16 protein-coding genes and 1 pseudogene are annotated in these 17,886 nt (G+C 28.5%); 6 read left to right on the top strand and 11 right to left on the bottom strand.

Going from position 1 to position 17,886, the window contains the following annotated elements; all coding sequences use genetic code 11:
- Nucleotides 1-7: 7 nt before the first annotated feature.
- The 6 genes from GFV01_RS00890 to lipB form a co-directional block, all read right to left on the bottom strand.
- Complete coding sequence (locus GFV01_RS00890; protein WP_255448927.1) at nt 8-460, bottom strand: low molecular weight protein-tyrosine-phosphatase; 453 nt, start codon at nt 458-460, stop codon at nt 8-10.
- A complete protein-coding gene (dnaA, locus tag GFV01_RS00885) occupies nt 457-1,887 on the bottom strand; it encodes a chromosomal replication initiator protein DnaA (protein ID WP_105298016.1) in 1,431 nt (476 codons plus the stop codon). The genes GFV01_RS00890 and dnaA overlap by 4 nt, the downstream gene beginning before the upstream one ends.
- A 518-nt stretch (nt 1,888-2,405) precedes the next feature.
- Entirely contained in the window at nt 2,406-3,026 is a 621-nt protein-coding gene (locus GFV01_RS00880; protein ID WP_160564153.1) for a YigZ family protein, read from the bottom strand.
- Nucleotides 3,027-3,059: 33 nt separating this feature from the next.
- Nucleotides 3,060-4,112, bottom strand: coding sequence for a bifunctional diaminohydroxyphosphoribosylaminopyrimidine deaminase/5-amino-6-(5-phosphoribosylamino)uracil reductase RibD (gene ribD, locus GFV01_RS00875; RefSeq protein ID WP_255448788.1), 1,053 nt, complete (start codon nt 4,110-4,112; stop codon nt 3,060-3,062).
- A gap of 28 nt (nt 4,113-4,140) precedes the next feature.
- Entirely contained in the window at nt 4,141-6,090 is a 1,950-nt protein-coding gene (locus GFV01_RS00870) for a DUF349 domain-containing protein (RefSeq protein ID WP_160557161.1), read from the bottom strand.
- A 388-nt stretch (nt 6,091-6,478) separates the two neighbouring features.
- Nucleotides 6,479-7,192, bottom strand: coding sequence for a lipoyl(octanoyl) transferase LipB (gene lipB, locus GFV01_RS00865; protein ID WP_160564151.1), 714 nt, complete (start codon nt 7,190-7,192; stop codon nt 6,479-6,481).
- A gap of 495 nt (nt 7,193-7,687) precedes the next feature.
- Here lipB and trxA point away from each other — a divergent pair, with 495 nt between their 5' ends.
- Nucleotides 7,688-8,008, top strand: coding sequence for a thioredoxin (trxA, locus tag GFV01_RS00860; protein ID WP_160564149.1), 321 nt, complete (start codon nt 7,688-7,690; stop codon nt 8,006-8,008).
- A 79-nt stretch (nt 8,009-8,087) separates the two neighbouring features.
- Here the strand turns inward: trxA and typA are convergent, their stop codons facing one another.
- A complete protein-coding gene (typA, locus tag GFV01_RS00855) occupies nt 8,088-9,842 on the bottom strand; it encodes a translational GTPase TypA (protein WP_160557163.1) in 1,755 nt (584 codons plus the stop codon).
- A 177-nt stretch (nt 9,843-10,019) separates the two neighbouring features.
- Between typA and GFV01_RS00850 the strand changes: the two genes are divergently transcribed.
- Together GFV01_RS00850 and GFV01_RS00845 are read left to right on the top strand one after the other, a co-directional pair.
- A complete protein-coding gene (locus GFV01_RS00850; RefSeq protein ID WP_160564147.1) occupies nt 10,020-10,421 on the top strand; it encodes a hypothetical protein in 402 nt (133 codons plus the stop codon).
- Nucleotides 10,422-10,563: 142 nt separating this feature from the next.
- A pseudogene (locus tag GFV01_RS00845) lies at nt 10,564-11,424 on the top strand (YifB family Mg chelatase-like AAA ATPase); the annotation flags it as partial.
- Between the two features lie 531 nt (nt 11,425-11,955).
- Here the strand turns inward: GFV01_RS00845 and GFV01_RS00835 are convergent.
- From GFV01_RS00835 to GFV01_RS10085, 3 genes are all read right to left on the bottom strand, one after another.
- Complete coding sequence (locus GFV01_RS00835) at nt 11,956-13,161, bottom strand: cyclic GMP-AMP synthase DncV-like nucleotidyltransferase (protein ID WP_160564141.1); 1,206 nt, start codon at nt 13,159-13,161, stop codon at nt 11,956-11,958.
- A gap of 11 nt (nt 13,162-13,172) precedes the next feature.
- Nucleotides 13,173-13,937 carry a hypothetical protein gene (locus tag GFV01_RS00830; protein WP_160564139.1) on the bottom strand — a complete coding sequence of 255 codons (765 nt, stop codon included), beginning with the start codon at nt 13,935-13,937 and terminating at the stop codon, nt 13,173-13,175.
- A 103-nt stretch (nt 13,938-14,040) separates the two neighbouring features.
- On the bottom strand, nt 14,041-14,214 hold the full coding sequence (locus GFV01_RS10085; RefSeq protein ID WP_185150308.1) for a hypothetical protein: 174 nt from the start codon (nt 14,212-14,214) through the stop codon (nt 14,041-14,043).
- Nucleotides 14,215-14,433: 219 nt separating this feature from the next.
- Between GFV01_RS10085 and GFV01_RS00825 the strand changes: the two genes are divergently transcribed.
- Both GFV01_RS00825 and GFV01_RS00820 read left to right on the top strand, forming a co-directional pair.
- Nucleotides 14,434-14,766, top strand: coding sequence for a helix-turn-helix domain-containing protein (locus GFV01_RS00825; protein WP_160564137.1), 333 nt, complete (start codon nt 14,434-14,436; stop codon nt 14,764-14,766).
- 10 nt (nt 14,767-14,776) lie between these two features.
- Nucleotides 14,777-15,298, top strand: a complete 522-nt coding sequence (locus tag GFV01_RS00820) for an ImmA/IrrE family metallo-endopeptidase (RefSeq protein ID WP_160564135.1) — start codon at nt 14,777-14,779, stop codon at nt 15,296-15,298.
- Here GFV01_RS00820 and GFV01_RS00815 read toward each other — a convergent pair.
- On the bottom strand, nt 15,295-15,867 hold the full coding sequence (locus tag GFV01_RS00815; RefSeq protein WP_160564133.1) for a recombinase family protein: 573 nt from the start codon (nt 15,865-15,867) through the stop codon (nt 15,295-15,297). The two genes, GFV01_RS00820 and GFV01_RS00815, sit on opposite strands and share 4 nt — an antisense overlap.
- A 217-nt stretch (nt 15,868-16,084) precedes the next feature.
- Between GFV01_RS00815 and GFV01_RS00810 the strand changes: the two genes are divergently transcribed.
- Nucleotides 16,085-17,860 (top strand): hypothetical protein, encoded by a 1,776-nt coding sequence (locus GFV01_RS00810; protein WP_160564131.1) that lies wholly within the window; start codon nt 16,085-16,087, stop codon nt 17,858-17,860.
- Nucleotides 17,861-17,886 lie beyond the last annotated feature (26 nt).

Here is a 17,886-nt window from a genome sequence, read left to right as displayed (position 1 = left end):
TTATCCATTAATCCTTTGAAAGTTTTTCAGCAATACAAGTACAAGCTTCATTCAATAGGTTGAAAACATTTTCAAAATCTTCTATATCACCGTAATAAGGGTCCGGAACACTTTGTTTAACAGCAGTAGGAGATTCAGACATAATTAGTTTAACCTTTTTCTTATCTGCTTCTTTTTTTGCTTTGAAGATTATATCGCTGTAGTTGGCATGATCCATAACATATATGGCATCAAACTCGTCGAAATCAGAAGTAATAAATTTTCTGCCTCTTAGCTGAGAAATATCAATATTGTTTTTTTTACAAACCTGAATCGCACGTTTATCAGGTTTTTCATTTACGTGATAATCGGTTATCCCGGCACTATCTACAGTAAAACTATCAGGAAGTTTTGAACGTAAAATTCCTTCTGCCATAGGGGAACGACAAACATTACCTAAACAAACCATTAATATTTTCATATATCAGAAGTCAATTTTTTATTTAAATCGTCAACATAAGATTTGAATAACTTATCTGTTTCAAATAAGTTGTCAACCGTTTTACAAGCATGTAATACGGTTGCGTGATCTCTTTTACCAATTTGAATACCAATAGAAGAAAGAGAGGCATTGGTATATTTTTTAGCGAAATACATAGCTAATTGTCTCGCCTGAACAATATCTCTTTTTCTGGTTTTTGATTGTAAAGCATCAATTGATACTTTAAAATAATCGCAAACCAAGTTTTGAATATAATCTATGGTAATATCTTTTTTGGAATTAGTAATAAGATTAGATAGTGTTTTTTCAACAAGATCTAAGGTTATTTCCTTTTTATTGAAAGTTGCCTGAGCAATTATGGAATTTAGAGATCCTTCCAGTTCTCTAATATTGGTTTTAATATTTTTAGCAATATATCCTAAAACTTCATCAGAAAGCGCAATACCATCAAATTCCATTTTTTGTTGGAGAATTGCTAACCTCGTAGTATAATCAGGGGATTGTATTTCAGTTGAAAGTCCCCATTTGAATCGAGAGATTAATCGTTGCTCAACATCTTGAATGTCTACCGGCGATTTATCCGAGGTTAATATAATCTGTTTTCCGTTTTGATGTAAATGATTAAAAATATGGAAAAATACTTCTTGTGTACCTTTTTTACCCGATATGAAATGAATATCATCGACGATCAACACATCTATCATTTGATAAAAATGAATAAAATCATTTCTATTGTTTGATTTAGTAGCTTCCTGGAATTGTTGACAAAATTTTTCCATGGAAACATACAAGACGGTTTTTTCAGATTGAATTCTTTTAACTTCTAAGCCGATAGCATGAGCTAAATGGGTTTTTCCTAAACCTACACTACTATAAATAAATAAAGGATTAAAAGAAGTACCGCCGGGTCTTTTAGCAATTTGTTTTCCAGCAGAACGGGCAAGACGATTAGAATCTCCTTCAATAAAATTATCAAATGTATAATTTGTATTGAGTTGACTATCAATCTTTAATTTTTGTAATCCGGGAATAATAAATGGATTTTTAACTCCTCTTTCAATAAATAGGGGAGCTTCTACTTCCTGAACCTTTATTTGTGCTTTTTGGGAACTTGGAATGTTAACGGTATAGGAATTTTCAGATTGTTGGTTTTTTTCCATCATAATGGAATAAACCAATTTGGCATCTTTTCCCAAATTTTTGGTTAAGGCACTTTTTATTATCTTTATGTAATTTTCTTCAAGATATTCATAGTAAAACTTACTGGGTACCTGTATGGTTAATATTTTATCTTGAAGCTTTACGGCCTTGATAGGTTGGAACCATGTAAAATAGGATTTCTCAGAGATATTATCTTTGATATATTGTAGACAGGCTTCCCATATTGAAATCGCAGAATTTAACATTTTTTTAAATTTGTATAAAAAATAAAGGATAAAATTTTACCCACCTTTTAGATCACAAAATTGTTAATTTATTTTAGAAAAAAAAAGAGGATTACCTGTTGTATTTTTAGAAATTTATTAGTAAGTAAATATATATTCTATCTTGGATTAAATAAAGCGTAAAAATAAGAATAAGATAGGATAAATTGGATAAAAAACAATAGTTTAAAAATATTGATTATTAGTAATAATTTGGATTGTATAAATTCGATCTATATAAGGCCAATAAAGGGATTGCAGAATATGAGCCAATAGTTGTAAAAAACAATTTATTCATCAAATAGACAAAAATAGAATTGAAATGTTGTTGAACAAATTATTTATTTTAATATCCATCATTTTTCTAAAGAAATAGGTATATTTTAGGTCTGTGAAATTAAAAAACAAGATGATTTTTTATGGCTTTTAAAGAAGGAAAATTAGTGTTATTTTGGATTAATAAATCGGTAGAAAATTTGTTGCTCAGTACGATAAGTGAGCTATAAAATTTTTTTTATGGCAATAAAATTTTGAGCCAAATAAGAATCGAATTTTTCAAAAAATAATTCTTTATTTTTCATGGGAACTTCAACTACAAGATAACATTTATCGGAAAAAGTGCTTGATAACATTTCAATCGATAATTTTTTTAAAAGAGTCATAATAGAAGATTGATACGCATAATCAAATAAGAGCTCATAGTTCTCACTTAATTCCTTAGAAATGATTTTTGCACATTCAATAGTATATTGAGCACTTTCTTTATAAGCTTTTATCAATCCCCCAACTCCAAGTTTAGTTCCTCCAAAATATCGTACTACAATTAAAAGTACATTGGTTAGTCCTGAAGAAAGCAATTGATTATAGATTGGTAATCCGGCAGTACCCGAAGGTTCTCCATCATCATTGGCTCTGTATAGCTCTCCCGAAATGCCCATTCGAAAAGCATAACAATAATGCGTTGCATTGGGATATAGTGTTTCACTAAATTTTAGATAATCCTTTACTTCTTGTTCATTATTGACATTAAATATTAGCCCGTAAAATTTACTTCCTTTAATTTTTAAAAGAGCATCCGTTATTTCAGTATCAACAGTTTTATAAATAAATTTATCATCCATGTAAATTTAAGATATTGATTTGTAGATAATTGATTAAAATAACGTTGATGGATTTTTAAGATATGAAATAAGATTGTCTCCCACCAATTCTTGATAACTAATATCTCCGAAAAGAATAGGAGCACTAGTGCCATTTTTTAATATATTTGGAGACGTGATGATCATTGCTTCGTCCCACATTCCTTTATCAATAAAATGTTGTAAGGTTTGTTTACCGCCTTCGATGATTACCGATTGAATATTTTTGTCGTATAAAACATTTATAATTTGGGGAACTAAATCCTTGTTAAAATCTAATTGAAAATAGTTTAAATGAGTAGTTGATTGAGATTTTTTTTCCGTAAAGATAAAAGTCTCAGCTTGGTCATCGAAAATAGAATGACTGAGGGGAATTTCTAAATTTTTATCGATGAGTAATCTTATTGGGTTATTACCATAAACAGATCGGGTAGTTAAACTAGGATTGTCTATTAAAACAGTATTTTTTCCGACTAATATAGATTGTTCTTCATTCCTTAACACATGAGTTTTTTGTATTGAAAAAGGATTGCTGATCCAGAACGGATGGTTTCTATCTCTGCCGTTATCTATTTTCTTATTTAAAGTTTCTGCCCATTTTAAAATAATATACGGTCGTTTTTTCAAATGATAAGTAAAAAATCTTTTATTTAATCTTTTACATTCTTTTTCCATAACACCGGTAACTACTTCTATACCTGAATTGCGAATTATTTCAATTCCTTTACCGTTAACTTTACTCGTTGGATCCTGAGTACCGATCACCACTTTTTTAAACTTTAAATCCTTTATTTTTAAAGCGCAAGGAGGAGTTTTTCCGTAATGAGCGCAAGGCTCTAAGGAAACATAAATGGTACTTTTTTTAAGTAAACTTTGATCTTTAACCGAGGAAATGGCATTAATTTCAGCATGAGCTTCACCGGATTTTCTATGCCAGCCTTCTCCAATTATTGTATTGTTGTAAACTATAACAGAACCTACTAAAGGATTAGGATAAGTGGTTCCCAAACCATTTTGAGCAAGATCTATACAACGCCGCATGTAGACTTCATCGACAGTATTACCCATAAATTCTTTTTATAAGCGGTGAAATAGATTATTCTTCCTCAGTTTCTTCAGAAATACCTTCACCATCTTCATAATTTGAATCGCTTTCAGACAAATTTAAATTAACCAGTTTTGAATAAGTCTGTTTTAATTCATCCAATTTAGTTTTTTTGGATTCAATATTGTTTAATGTATTCTGTAAAAGCGGATTGTCTTGATTGGCATTTGAAAAGTATGATAAATTATTCTCCAATTGAACAATTTCATGTCCCAAATCTTGAATTTGCTTTCTCATTTTTCGTAGATCTTCATCCAGCTTTTTATCATCCTTAGATTGCTTATAATTTTCTACTTTAATATTTAATTGAATTTCATCAATGATGTTTTTGTCAATATCGAATTTTTTAATAAGATTTTTAATAGCTGAATTAAATTCTTTATTGATGTTCATATTCTCTCTGGGAACTTTTCCTATAGAATTCCATTGAATACTGTAATCATTGATTTTAGCAAGAGCATCTTCTTTATCTATAGCAGAAATGGAGGAAATTTCTTCCAAAAGATCTTGCTTTCTTTTTAAATTTTCGATCCATTCTTCATTAACTTTATTATTTCTTAATTTATATCGGTTAAAGAAATAATTGCAATTTTCTCTGAATTCATCCCAAAGTTTATCAGAATATTTTCTTGGAACATGACCAATATTTTTCCATTCATTCTGAATCTTTTTATAAAGATTTAAAGCAACTTCCCAATCTTCGCTGTCTTTATTAGCTTTAGCGATTTCCAATAGGTCGTTTTTCTTTTTAAGATTTTCTTGTTGGATCTTTTTTAAATCTTTATAAAATGTATTTTTCTTATTGTTAATTTCATGAAGCAGACTTTTAAATTTACTCCACGTGTCACTACTGGTTTCTTTAGGAATTCTTCCTGTAGTAAAGAAAGCTTCTCTTAAATTTTCTATTTTCTTAACATTATTTTGCCAGAAGGAATGATCGGGATTTTCAGCGGATGCTATAGTTTCAAGTTGAGAAATAATGGCTTGTTTTTTCTCCAAATTCGCTTGTTGTTCTTCTTTAATTTTTTCAAATAATTCAGATTTGCGTTCGTGAATTTTTTGGGTTATAGCTTTAAATTCTTGCCAAGTACTTTCTCTAAACTCTTCCGCCACAGGTTCTGCTTGTTCTTTCCATAGCTTGTGCAAATATTGCAGTTCATTTAATGCTTTTTGCACACTAGGCTCAGTTGTCAATTCTTCGGCTCTGCTAATAATAGCCCTTCTTTGTTCCAAATTATGAGCATAGTCCAATTCTTCAAGTTCCTTATTTAATTTGATAAATTCATGTGTATTATCTAAATGATGAAAATAGGTTCTGAAAACATCACCGGCTCTAGATTTAGGTATCTTACCTGCATTATGCCATCTTTCTTTTATATCTCTGAATTTTTTAAAAAAAGAACTGATCGATTCCATAGGGGTTGTATACAGCTCTTTTAATTCTTCAATTATCTGAAGTCTTTTATTGAGATTATTTTGCTCGTTTTGTTCTTGTTCTTTATAATATGAGTTTAGTTTTGTTTTATAGTCGTGGTAGGCTGAATTGAATTTGTTTTTTAAGAATTGATCGGGTTGATAACTTAGCTCGTCTCCACCTTCATTAAGGAACTTTTGTTTTCGTTCCGTTTCATGTTCATCAAATTTTTTTAAAAATATATCCCTTATGGAATTAATATTTTCTCCAATTAATTGAACTGGATAATGATTGTGAAGATATTTAAGCTCATCAATGAGTTTTTCTAATGAAAAAGATTCATAATCTTTTTCAGGAATGGTTGTTTCTTCAACGGATTGATCCTCCTTGTTGTTTTCAGAATTTAGCTCATCAATAGAATCTTCCTTAGAAGAATTTTTATTATATGTTGATTCTAAATTTTGAGTTGATTCAACCTTTTTTTCATTTCCTTCTGCATTATGCAGGTTATCCGATTCAGTACCCATATTTTTGATATTTTTCCAAACAAAAATATAAAAAATATTGCAAATGTGCTATATAAGTGATAATAAAATGTAAATGGATTAAATATTCAAAAAAACATAATTTTTATGTTGTTAAATAAATAAATCAAAAAAAAATATTAAAGTTAAATAAATCACAAAAAGTGTTAAATAAAGTAGAAATTCAATTTTTTTAGTTTTTAAAAATTTAAAATCTAAAAATTATATTAACAAATTCTTAAAGATATAAAGCACAATGTAAAAATTAATAAAAAAAAATTTTTATCTTTTTTACTATTTCGAATTTTAAGATGAAGAATTAAATTAGTGAAGAATTTAATTTATGGAAGATGAAATAGTAATTATAATTAAAAATTATAGAATATAAATATTAAATCCATTCAAGATCAAATATTTCAGAAAAGTATTTTTTAATAACTTTTTTCACCTCATCCGGGTTTACGGATATACCTAATTCTTTTTCTAAAGAAGTAACATATTTGTTTTGTATACCGCAAGGAACGATGTAGTCAAAATAGGAAAGGTTGGGGGATAGATTAAGTGCAAAACCGTGCATAGTGACCCATTGAGAGGCCTTTACGCCAATAGCACATATTTTTCTGGCCATAGGTTTATTTACATCAATCCATACGCCTGTTTCCCCGTTAGATCTTTCTCCTTTAATTCCATAAAAATTTATGGTTTTTATAATTACTTCTTCCAACAAGCGCATGTATTTGTGGATATCATTAAAAAAATTATCAAGATCAAATATAGGATATCCAACAATTTGTCCGGGACCATGATACGTAATATCTCCGCCTCGATTGGTTTTAATGAACTGAGCATTAATTTCTTGAAGTTTGATATTGCTGATAAGAAGATGGTCTAAATTACCATTTTTACCTAAGGTAAATATATGCGGATGAGAAACAAATAAAAAATAATTGGGAGTAAGATTTATTTCATTAGTTATTGATTTTTTGTTTTTTAATTTGATTGAAACAATATATTGGAGTAATTTTTCTTGCAACTTCCAAGTTTTAAGATAATCAGCATGAAGTAAATCTTTATATATTACTTTTTTATTTTGGATTTTATTCATTAAGCTAAAATAATTGTATAAATATAAAAAAGATAATATTTATATATGTTATAAATGAAATATTAAGATTAATAACTTGTTAAAATATAGCAGGGGATTGGGTTAAGAAAAAAAAATTTAACATTAATGTAACATTATTATATGTAAAACCCTTTCAATAGAAACTATGAAAGGGTTCATTAACACTAAAAAACTTTATTAAAGAACAACTAATTATTGATGCAAATATACATCATTTTTCTTAAATACAAAATTATTTAATAGATTTAAGTAAAAATTGTTAATAAAACGTTTAAACTTGTTACTATAATGTTAAGGCTAAAGTTTGAGGCAAAAAAATAATTTGCGCTCATTTTATTTTCAAGAATTAATATATATTAATTTTTTATTCACATAAATCATTAAAAATACAATTTCTTTACTAGTGCAAAATGAAATTTTTAAATTAATTTTGCTTTAAAAATTAGTGAAGATATAGATATAAATAATACAAATATGAGTTTAGAAATTAGTGATCAAACATTCAAAGATGAGGTATTAAGTTCCAAAGAACCGGTTTTGGTTGATTTTTGGGCTGAATGGTGTGGACCATGCAGAAGTTTAAAACCTATAGTTGATGAATTGACTGAAGAATTTAAAGGAAAAGTAAAAGTTGCTAAAATTGATATTGATGCCAATCAAGAAGTTTCAGTTGAATATGGAATCAGAAATATTCCTACACTTTTATTCTTTAAAAACGGACAAGTTGTTGACAAAGTAGTAGGGGTTCAGCCAAAAGAAAAGCTAGCAGAAAAAATGAATGCATTATTGGATTAATCCAATTAAATGATGAAAATAAAAATATCCTGAAATATTCAGGATATTTTTATTTATATAAATGCTATTTAAAAGTATATTAAATTTTACGCATACGTAAACTCTTAGGAGTTATTTCAAGATATTCATCATCTTTAATATATTCCATAGCTTCTTCTAATGAAAATTCAACTTTAGGGAAAATTTTAGCAGCTTGGTCAGATCCGGAAGCTCTCACGTTGGTTAACTTTTTACCTTTTATAAGATTAACTTCCAAATCATTATCACGACTATGTTCTCCGACTACTTGACCTTTATATATTTGATCTCCCGGTTCAACAAAAAATTTACCTCTATCCTGAAGTCGGTCGATTGCATAAGCCAAAGCCTGTCCCGTTTCAGATGAAATCATAGATCCGTTTTGTCTTTGTGGAATAATGTCTTTTACCGGTTCAAAATCTTTAAAACGATGATTAATAATAGCTTCTCCGGAAGTTGCTGTTAGAAGAAGGTTACGTAATCCGATAAGACCTCGAGAAGAAATATCAAATTCCAAATGTTGTAAATCACCTTTGGGTTCCATCACTTTTAATTCTCCTTTTCTTTGAGTAACCAATTCTATAGCTTTGCCGGATACAGCATCGGGAACATCAATTACTAAATGTTCATAGGGCTCATGCTTAACACCGTCAATCTCTTTAATAGTTACTTTTGGTCTACCTACTTGCAATTCATATCCTTCACGTCTCATAGTTTCGATAAGGACAGATAAGTGAAGAATACCTCTACCAAAAACATTGAACTTATCTTCGGAATCAGTTTCTTCCACTCGAAGGGCTAAGTTGATTTCAGTTTCCTTCATTAATCGATCTCTAAGGTGTCTTGAAGTAACGTATTTTCCTTCTTTACCGAAAAACGGTGAAGTATTGATAGTAAACAACATACTCATCGTAGGCTCATCAACTGCAATACGAGGCAAAGCTTCCGGTTCGTTCAAGTCAGCAATGGTATCTCCAATTTCAAAATCATCGATACCGATTACAGCACATAAATCACCGCTTCTAACAGATTCAACAGGTTTTCTTCCTAAACCTTCAAAGACTTGTAATTCTTTTATGCGTATTTTTTTATTTTTACCATCTTCCTGGCAAAGAGTATAATCTTTACCGGAAATTAAATCTCCACGATACACACGACCTATGGCAATTTTTCCCACAAAACTTGAGAAATCAAGAGAGGTAATTTGCATTTGAGGCGTTCCTTCTACATAAGGTGCTTCCGGTATTAATTCAATAATTTTATCTAATAAATATGTAATGTTATCAGTAGGTTGTTTATAATCTCCGGACATCCAACCTTGTTTAGAAGAACCGTATACCGTTTCAAAATCCAATTGTTCTTCAGTAGCGTCTAAATTAAACATCAATTCAAATACCTGATCATGTACATGTTCCGGTTGGCAGTTTTCTTTATCAACTTTATTAATTACTACGATGGGCTTCAATCCCAATTCAATCGCTTTACTAAGAACAAAGCGAGTTTGAGGCATTGGTCCCTCAAACGCATCCACAAGCAATAATACACCGTCAGCCATTTTAAGAACACGTTCAACCTCTCCTCCAAAATCCGCGTGTCCGGGAGTGTCAATGATATTAATTTTGACACCTTTATAGTTAACCGATACATTCTTGGATAAAATGGTTATTCCTCTTTCACGTTCCAGATCATTATTATCCAGAATCAAATCCCCGTCATTTTTTTCAACAACATTACAAGACTGAATAATTTTATCTACTAATGTTGTTTTTCCATGATCGACATGAGCAATAATTGCTATATTTCTAATTGATTGCATATATGATATTAAAATTCAGGTGCAAATGTAAGATATTATTGCTAAATATATGGTTTTGTGTTAGTAAATAAAAGCATAGTATTATTCATAATTTAAGGTTTTATTAATAGAAACTTAAAAACACTATTAAAATGAATAATTTAATTGTACTTTTGATTAGTATTTAAAAATAAGAAAATGAAAATATCTTATATCGTATTTTTTTTAAGTATTGTTTTAAGCATAAGTTCATGTAACAATTCTAAAAAATCAGAGAAGGCCCCAAATACGACCCAATCTAAAGATAGTACTCCGGTGGTACAATCTACGTCATTAGATACGATAAGTTTATCTCCAATTAAAAAAGTTCCGAAATTTGAAAATAAAGAGGTGGACAACTTTGTTCAGGAAACTAAATTATATTTTGAGCAAATAGCAGAAGCTACTCAAGCAGGTAATGATAGTAAAATTTTAGAATTGCAACTTAAAGCCAATGATATAGATGAAAATTATAAAAAGGTCTTAAAAAAATTAGATACTGAACAACAAAAAAATCTTAGAAATTGGTATATGCAATTAGTCGATGCCGCATCTAAATAATACCTTCATATTTTTTATCGTCTTTAAACGTATTAAAAAATAATGTAAGTAGTATTTTAAGTATAAAACAGATATTCATCATCATACATTATCTAAAATAAACTAAAATAGTTTTATCTTTATACGGATAAAACTATTTTTTATGCTAATTAAAACATATGGAAGTTCTGTCTATGGAGTCAATGCTCAATTAATCACCGTTGAAGTAAATGTAGATAAAGGAGTAGGGTATCAGTTAGTAGGTATGCCGGATATGGCAATAAAAGAAAGCGCACATCGAATTTCGGCAGCCTTAAAAAACTGTGGATATAAAATGCCGGGTAAAAAAATCACAGTAAACATGGCACCTGCAGATCTAAGGAAAGAAGGATCAGCTTATGATTTAACAATTGCTATGGGAATATTGGCGGCATCCGAGCAAATAAAAGGAGATCATCTCGATCAATATTTAATTATGGGCGAATTATCTTTAGATGGTTCTTTACAACCCATAAAAGGTGTTTTACCTATTGCAATACAAGCAAGAGAAGATGGTTTTAAAGGCTTTTTTCTTCCTAAACAAAACGCTAAAGAAGCTGCTATAGTCAATGATCTCGAAGTTTATGGAGTTGACAATATAAAAGAAGTCATTGATTTTTTTGATAAAAACATTCAATTAAATCCAACCATAGTAAATACAAGAGAAGAGTTTTTTGAGAATAATAATAAATTTCAATTTGATTTTTCAGAAGTCAAAGGTCAGGAAAATGTAAAAAGAGCTTTGGAAATTGCTGCTGCCGGAGGACACAATGTACTTTTAATCGGCCCGCCGGGAAGTGGAAAAACCATGTTGGCAAAAAGAATTCCCTCCATCTTACCTCCATTGACCTTATCGGAAGCACTAGAGACAACCAAAATACATTCCGTTGCCGGAAAATTAGGATTAGAATCTTCTTTAATGACAGTAAGACCTTATCGTAATCCTCATCATACCATATCAGGAGTAGCATTAGTTGGAGGAGGTGTTAATTACAATAGTAAATGATAAATTACATTTTGATAAAATAAATATACAAAAGATAAAGAACTCATATACATGGTAAATACTTTTTTAAACTTTTGGGTTATAAAGAATTAATGTTCTATTCCTCCACCATTCCATATTCCATCAGTTGCTAGCCAATATTCATAATGGAGTAGCCATTCGCTAGTCCAAGGAATTACTGTATCTGCTATGTACATTGTAGAGTTCCATTCATTTATATTTCTGTAATATAAGCATAGGTGTTGTTTCTCGTGAGAATAAACATGTTTTAATTTTTTTTCATCTTTAGGGAGCTTTAAGGGGAAAGGTGATATAATATATACGTTAGGATGTTGGTTCCTTTTATAATTTATTTTAATTGAATATTCTAAACTTAATTCTGAGGGTTTTATATTTCCATTCCAAATTAAGATAGTTCCCTTATTAATAATGTTACAATTAGAGTAAGGGAAATATTTCTTAAGCTTATAAGCTTGTTTAGATATTGATATTGAAGTTGGAGGAAAAAAATTAGTTGCCATGAAAATTATGAGGTTTGTTTATAATGCTACCTGTGGAACCCAATATTCCACTTTTAATACTCATTTTTTGATTTCCTGAAATTCTTTCTTCATAAGCTTGAGAAGACAACGTAGAAAAAGTTTTAGTGACTACTTGTTCACCAAACATAGGTTTCATTGAGTTGCTAATATTATGTAATCCTTTTTGAAGCTTAATATCTGAAAAATCTTTTTTAAGTTTATAAAGCCATTTGTAGAAATTTTCTTTTCTTTTGGGATAATTAACCCATTTATCAGCAAAATTTTCTTCTAAATTTACTGGATTTACAATTATTTTTTGTCCATTTCTCTCTTCAATATAAGAATCCATATTGTCAATTATATTTTTTAGAGCTGAAATTAAATTAGTTTCCTTTTTATAAGCTTTTGCTGCTAGAGTTGTAATTATTATAGACGTAGGCTTTTCATCATCTCCATTAAACATCATATCTCTATGACGTTTTAATATTTGGATAGCTCTCTGAAGAGGCAATTTAGTTTTTTGATATTCAGGGACGTTTTTTACAGAGTTACTAAATAAACGAACTTGCTCTTGTAAGCTTAAAGTAGCTTTATTGAAAAACCATATAGCAAATCCAAAAGGATTGGTTTTTAGCCAATTAAAAGTTAGTATTTCAGTCATATAATTTGCTGTTTTTTTATCTGTAATTCTGATAGCTAATGGATCTAAACTAGCGTCACTAATATATGATGAAGATAATTTTAATAGATTTTTTTTATAGTTTTCATCTATAATACTGGGCAAAATATCCATATGATAGTTTGCAGATTCAGAATATTTTAGTGTCCAACATCTCCTGCCCTCAGGTTTTAGCATTCCGAAATAGATGTCATGATTTTTCAATCTGTTTCCTACTATCTGTTTAACATCATATTGTGTCCACCGTAAATCTTTTCCTGAAAGTTCGCAGACTAAGTCGATATCAATATCATCTTGTTCAATTATAGGTTTTGTTATTGTACCAAGCATAAAAGAACCTTGAGGTTTGATGGTAGGAGAGTATTTAGCTAATGGGGATGGAGGTTCTGATAAATATCTACCTACAGCTTCATAACTGGAAACAGCCATATTATATTGACTTTCTGAAATATCTAGATTTTCAGTTAAAATTTCCAAAATTTTATTTAGCTCTTTTTCTTCATCATTTGTATACATAGGATAAGGTTTTAAAAGTTTTTATTAATGACTAATTTAGTATGTTGTCCAATACGGGCAATTTGTATATTGTTTTCCATTAAACGTAATTGTTCTATATCATCACAAGTAACAATTGCATATTTATTAGAAAGATCCATTTTTTGTTTAGAGAGTTTAATTAGCTCTTTTTTTTGTTTTTCATTGGGTAACAATTCAAAAATATCATAGATTAAAATTTCATAGCAATTAAAATAGTCACTCCAGCATAAAGATTTAGAGTATCGTCGAATATGTTTATGGTTAATAATTGAGAAAATTTTTGAATCAAGAATTCTAGTTTCTAGTAATTCTTCCGAAAACTCTCTTTTGAGGTCACTTTCTCTTTCAGAATTTCCTTCGAACCAATTAATTACATCTAATACATTTTTGCCTTTCACCATAAAACGTAGATCATTTATACTTTTTTTATCTATATCTAACCCATTAGATATGTTGTCTGGTTTATATCCCCATTTATTAAATAAACTATCATCTCCCCATCGTTTGTATACTCCACCTACAGGTTGTAATTGATTAGCGATTCTTCTGTTTAAAACCAGTAAATATTTATTAGTGTTAGGAATTTGAATTTTGTAAAGTCCACTAATAGAGAATCGAATATCCAAATTTCTATATTTTAAAAAATTTGTTTTAAAATATAAGGTTAAATAGTTTCGATTTTCCCATATAATATCTGTGCTTTTTTTTACAATAGGTTTGGCTAAGCTTAATAAAACTGTAGATAATTCTGCCATAATGATTATTTATATAAATTAATAATTATTTTTTTATTTAAGTAAAAGAGTATCTCCCTATACTTAATTTTAATTTATAAGAAGATACTCTTTAGAAATAAAGTTACTTTTCCTTACGCACTCCTTTAAAAGGTTTATTGCTAGAAGTCTTTACATCCATAAACTTACCTGTATTAGTATCACGTTTTACCCAAGAATCTGTTTTTGGGTTGTAAGTTTGTGAACGTTCTCTAATAGCTCCTTTTCTAGAGTTGTCTGTTGGTGGATTTTTTGCCATGGTAATTAAGAGTTTTAAATTATATAATAATCCTTTAACTTTTCGATATAAAGGACTTAACGAGAATATATGTTTATGATTCTATCATATTTAATATTATTCTGATACAAATATAATCATTATTTTCATATGTCAAAAAATATAAAAAATTAATTTTTTGTTTGTTAGTTACATAAACATTGCTATATTTACATAAAATTCAACTTTAGATATAAGTAAATGGAGAGTTTTAGGGTGGCTTTATATAAGATTATTGGAGAAAAAATTAAATCTAAAAGAGAAGAGTTAAAGATAACTCAATTAGAGTTATCTGAAAGTTTAAATATCAGTAGAGCTTCTGTTTCTAACATCGAAGTAGGAAGACATCAGATTCCTTTGGTTGTTTTATATTCTATTTCTCAAGTACTGAAAATAGATATTCAGGAATTAATCCCAAGTTATAAAGAAGTATCAGATTCTATACAAATTTTTGATTATATTGAACATATTGATAGAAGTAAGTTTGATGATGATGAGTTAGATTCTATAAAAAACATTATAATAAATATTTAAATTTAATATCATGATAAATCATAGAATAGAAAAAATTACTTTTGAAATTTTAAAAAAACTCAGAATAAAAAAAGTAGAAGATATTAATTTATTTAGAATCTCAGAGAATTTAGGAATTGATGTTAAAGGAGAAGATATGAATAGTGATATTTCTGGGATATTTGTAGTCAAAGAATCTAATGCTTACATTAGATATAACAATACTGAATCGGAAGTTCGACAGAGATTTACAATAGCTCACGAATTAGGACATTTCGTTTTACATAAAGATATCATTCCTTTATTTATTGATAGGGATGAAAAGATTATGTATCGAAATTCAGAATCAACTACAGGAGAAATTCGTAAAGAGAGAGAGGCTAATTCTTTTGCGGCATCGTTATTAATGCCAATAGATTTTATTAAATATGAGATCAATAAGGTTCCATTGTATGAAGATAATGTACCTTATTTAGCTGAAAAATTTAAAGTAAGTGAACAAGCAATGATATTTAGATTAGCTAATTTGGGGTATGATATAGGATATTTTTAATTTCTTGTTATTTCCCTCTCAACTCTGTAAAAAGTAGTTTTACTTATTCCGGCTTGTTTACATGCTTTATCAATGGGAATATTCTTAATTTCATACAGATGTTGTGCATAATTGTATTTTTCAATTGTTTCAGATTTAGCACCCTTAGGCCTACCTAATAATTTTTTCCTTTTCCTGGCATTAGTTAATCCTAATTTAGTTCTTTCGCTAATTAAGTTTCTTTCAAATTCTGCTACAGCCCCAAATATTTGTAGTATGAATTTGCCATTAGCTGATGTTGTGTCGAATTCAGGTTCACTTATACTTTTAAAATTAATTTCCATATTGTTAAATTTCTCAATAAGAGTAATCATATTTTTCAGGGATCTAAAGATTCTATCTGTTTTATAAATGATAACGGTATCTCCTTTCCGTAAACTATCAAACATAGAATTTAGTCCAGGACGGTCATCCCTAACTCCACTAACATGATCTGAAAATATTTTTTCACATCCATATTCTTTTAATAAGTCAATCTGAGATTGAATATTTTGTTCTTGTGTGGAAACTCTTGCATAGCCTATTTTCATATTTATAAGAATTGTTTGAGATAGTAATTTTTAGTTCCTTAAAACGATCGTTTTAAAGTACTCTTTTACTATCTTAAATTAGTAATTAAATATAGTGTTTTTTTTCGTAACATTTAATAGTTTTATAAATTATGTCTTTATGGAACTATATTACAATAATACATAAGTTAATGATAATAGTTTTTTTATTTTATCTTTATGGGGGTAAAAATAAATTATGAAAAGAAGAGTTCCAGGTATAATAAAATTTGATGGAGATGAAAATACAAAATGGATATTAGTATGGCATGGTAGGGCAAGTTATAATTTAGAAAAACAAACTTTTGAGGAAGAGTTGTTTTTTGTTACAGTAAGTGAACCATACTATGATTTTAAAAGTTGGGGAGATAAAATTTATAAAACAAAAAGAGAGTTATATTTATCTTTTATAATTCCTATAGGTACTATATTTAATCATTTAGGGCATGTTATACATTATCCATCAATACAAGATTTTTCAAAATCATATGAGGTTATATTAAGTAATGAGAAAGGAAAGAAGAGAGGGAGTTTATTTGAATATTTTGAAGATACTAAGTTTTCTTTAATAGAAGAAGATGTCTTTGAAGATATTAACTATTTTCAAGGGGTTATTACTAGTAAAATTAGAAAAAATAATATAAATAAGAATTTAATAACAGAATTTGTTTTTCCTCCATCTTCCATCTTAAAGGCTTTTTTTAATGAAACTATTAAAGAGTTATTGAAACCTGATTTTTGGCTTAAGATTATAAACTATTATATAAAAGTGGAAGATGAAAAGAAAATAGGTGTTTTAGAATATAATCCTTTAAATCAGGTGAATGGCAAATTAAGAGAAAAGGAAGTGAAGGAATTATGCCGATATTTGTTTACTATAGATACCCAAGGAAAAGAAATGTTATTTGATATAACAGACCGCTTCAAAAAGCCTTTTCATAATCAAAATAATAAGAGTTATTTATTTTGTAGGTTACCATATTTAGGTGTAATGAAATTTACTGTAATAGGTATGTTTATAAATAATATTGAGAAGGAGACTTATATAAAAAATAGATTCTTAGTTTTTGATATAGTTGGTGGTGTATTAGGTAACAATGAAAATTTGGTAAACTTATTTGAAGTTCAGGAGGATATACATGCAGTTAGTAAAAATCAGAATAATTCAACTGAAAGTAAAGAAGATAAAGACTTATTGCCTTATAATAAGCCTATAGTTGATAATAATGAGCATATTACAATGGATTTAGGAGATATTGAAGGGACAAATGCTACTCCTATACAAAATGAAATAGATCCTTTAATGAGTATTATGCCACAAATAAATTTTAATTTTATAAAAAGAGAAGATCAGAATTTTAGTTATTATCCGGATAATTATTACCCAGTTGAAATTAACAATTTTACTCAGAATACGGACATTTCTACAACTAGCACATCTCAAACAATTCAATTCACAAATTTAGGGGGTGAAAATATTCATTTGTCAGTACTTTATGAAGTATTAAAAAGAATGAAACAGGAAGATTTTCAGATTGAGATTATAAAATTGGAGAATACTCATGGAAATTTATCTTATCCTCCTATATCAACTAACAAACCAAAAATTTTATTTATAGTTCAGATAAGTAAAAACGGAAGATATTACTGTCTAGTAGAAAGCTATGTTAATACTAGTATGGTTTTAATGAGATACAATAGCTATAATGTTAAATTTAATGGATCAGAACTAAGTAAAGTATTGAGATTTACCATAGAAAATTTTGATTTTTCCTGGTCTCATTTGTATCGTAATAAGAGATTAGAAAAGGTATATGGAATAAAACTTTTTCAACCTATGGATCATAATTTATACTTTAGGAAGCAGGAGAAGGAAGCTATTAAGCAGATTGATACAGATAAAATGATAGATAAGTTATATACTAAACTGGTAAAATTAAAATTAGAGAAAGACTTGGAAGATAAATATTTTTGATTTTCTCATGTGTAATTGCATATTAT

The organism is Apibacter sp. B2912, from assembly GCF_009827835.1.
GTDB lineage: Bacteria > Bacteroidota > Bacteroidia > Flavobacteriales > Weeksellaceae > Apibacter.
The sequence above is the reverse complement of the archived record's forward strand: the minus strand, read 5'-3'. Positions and strand labels throughout refer to the sequence as shown.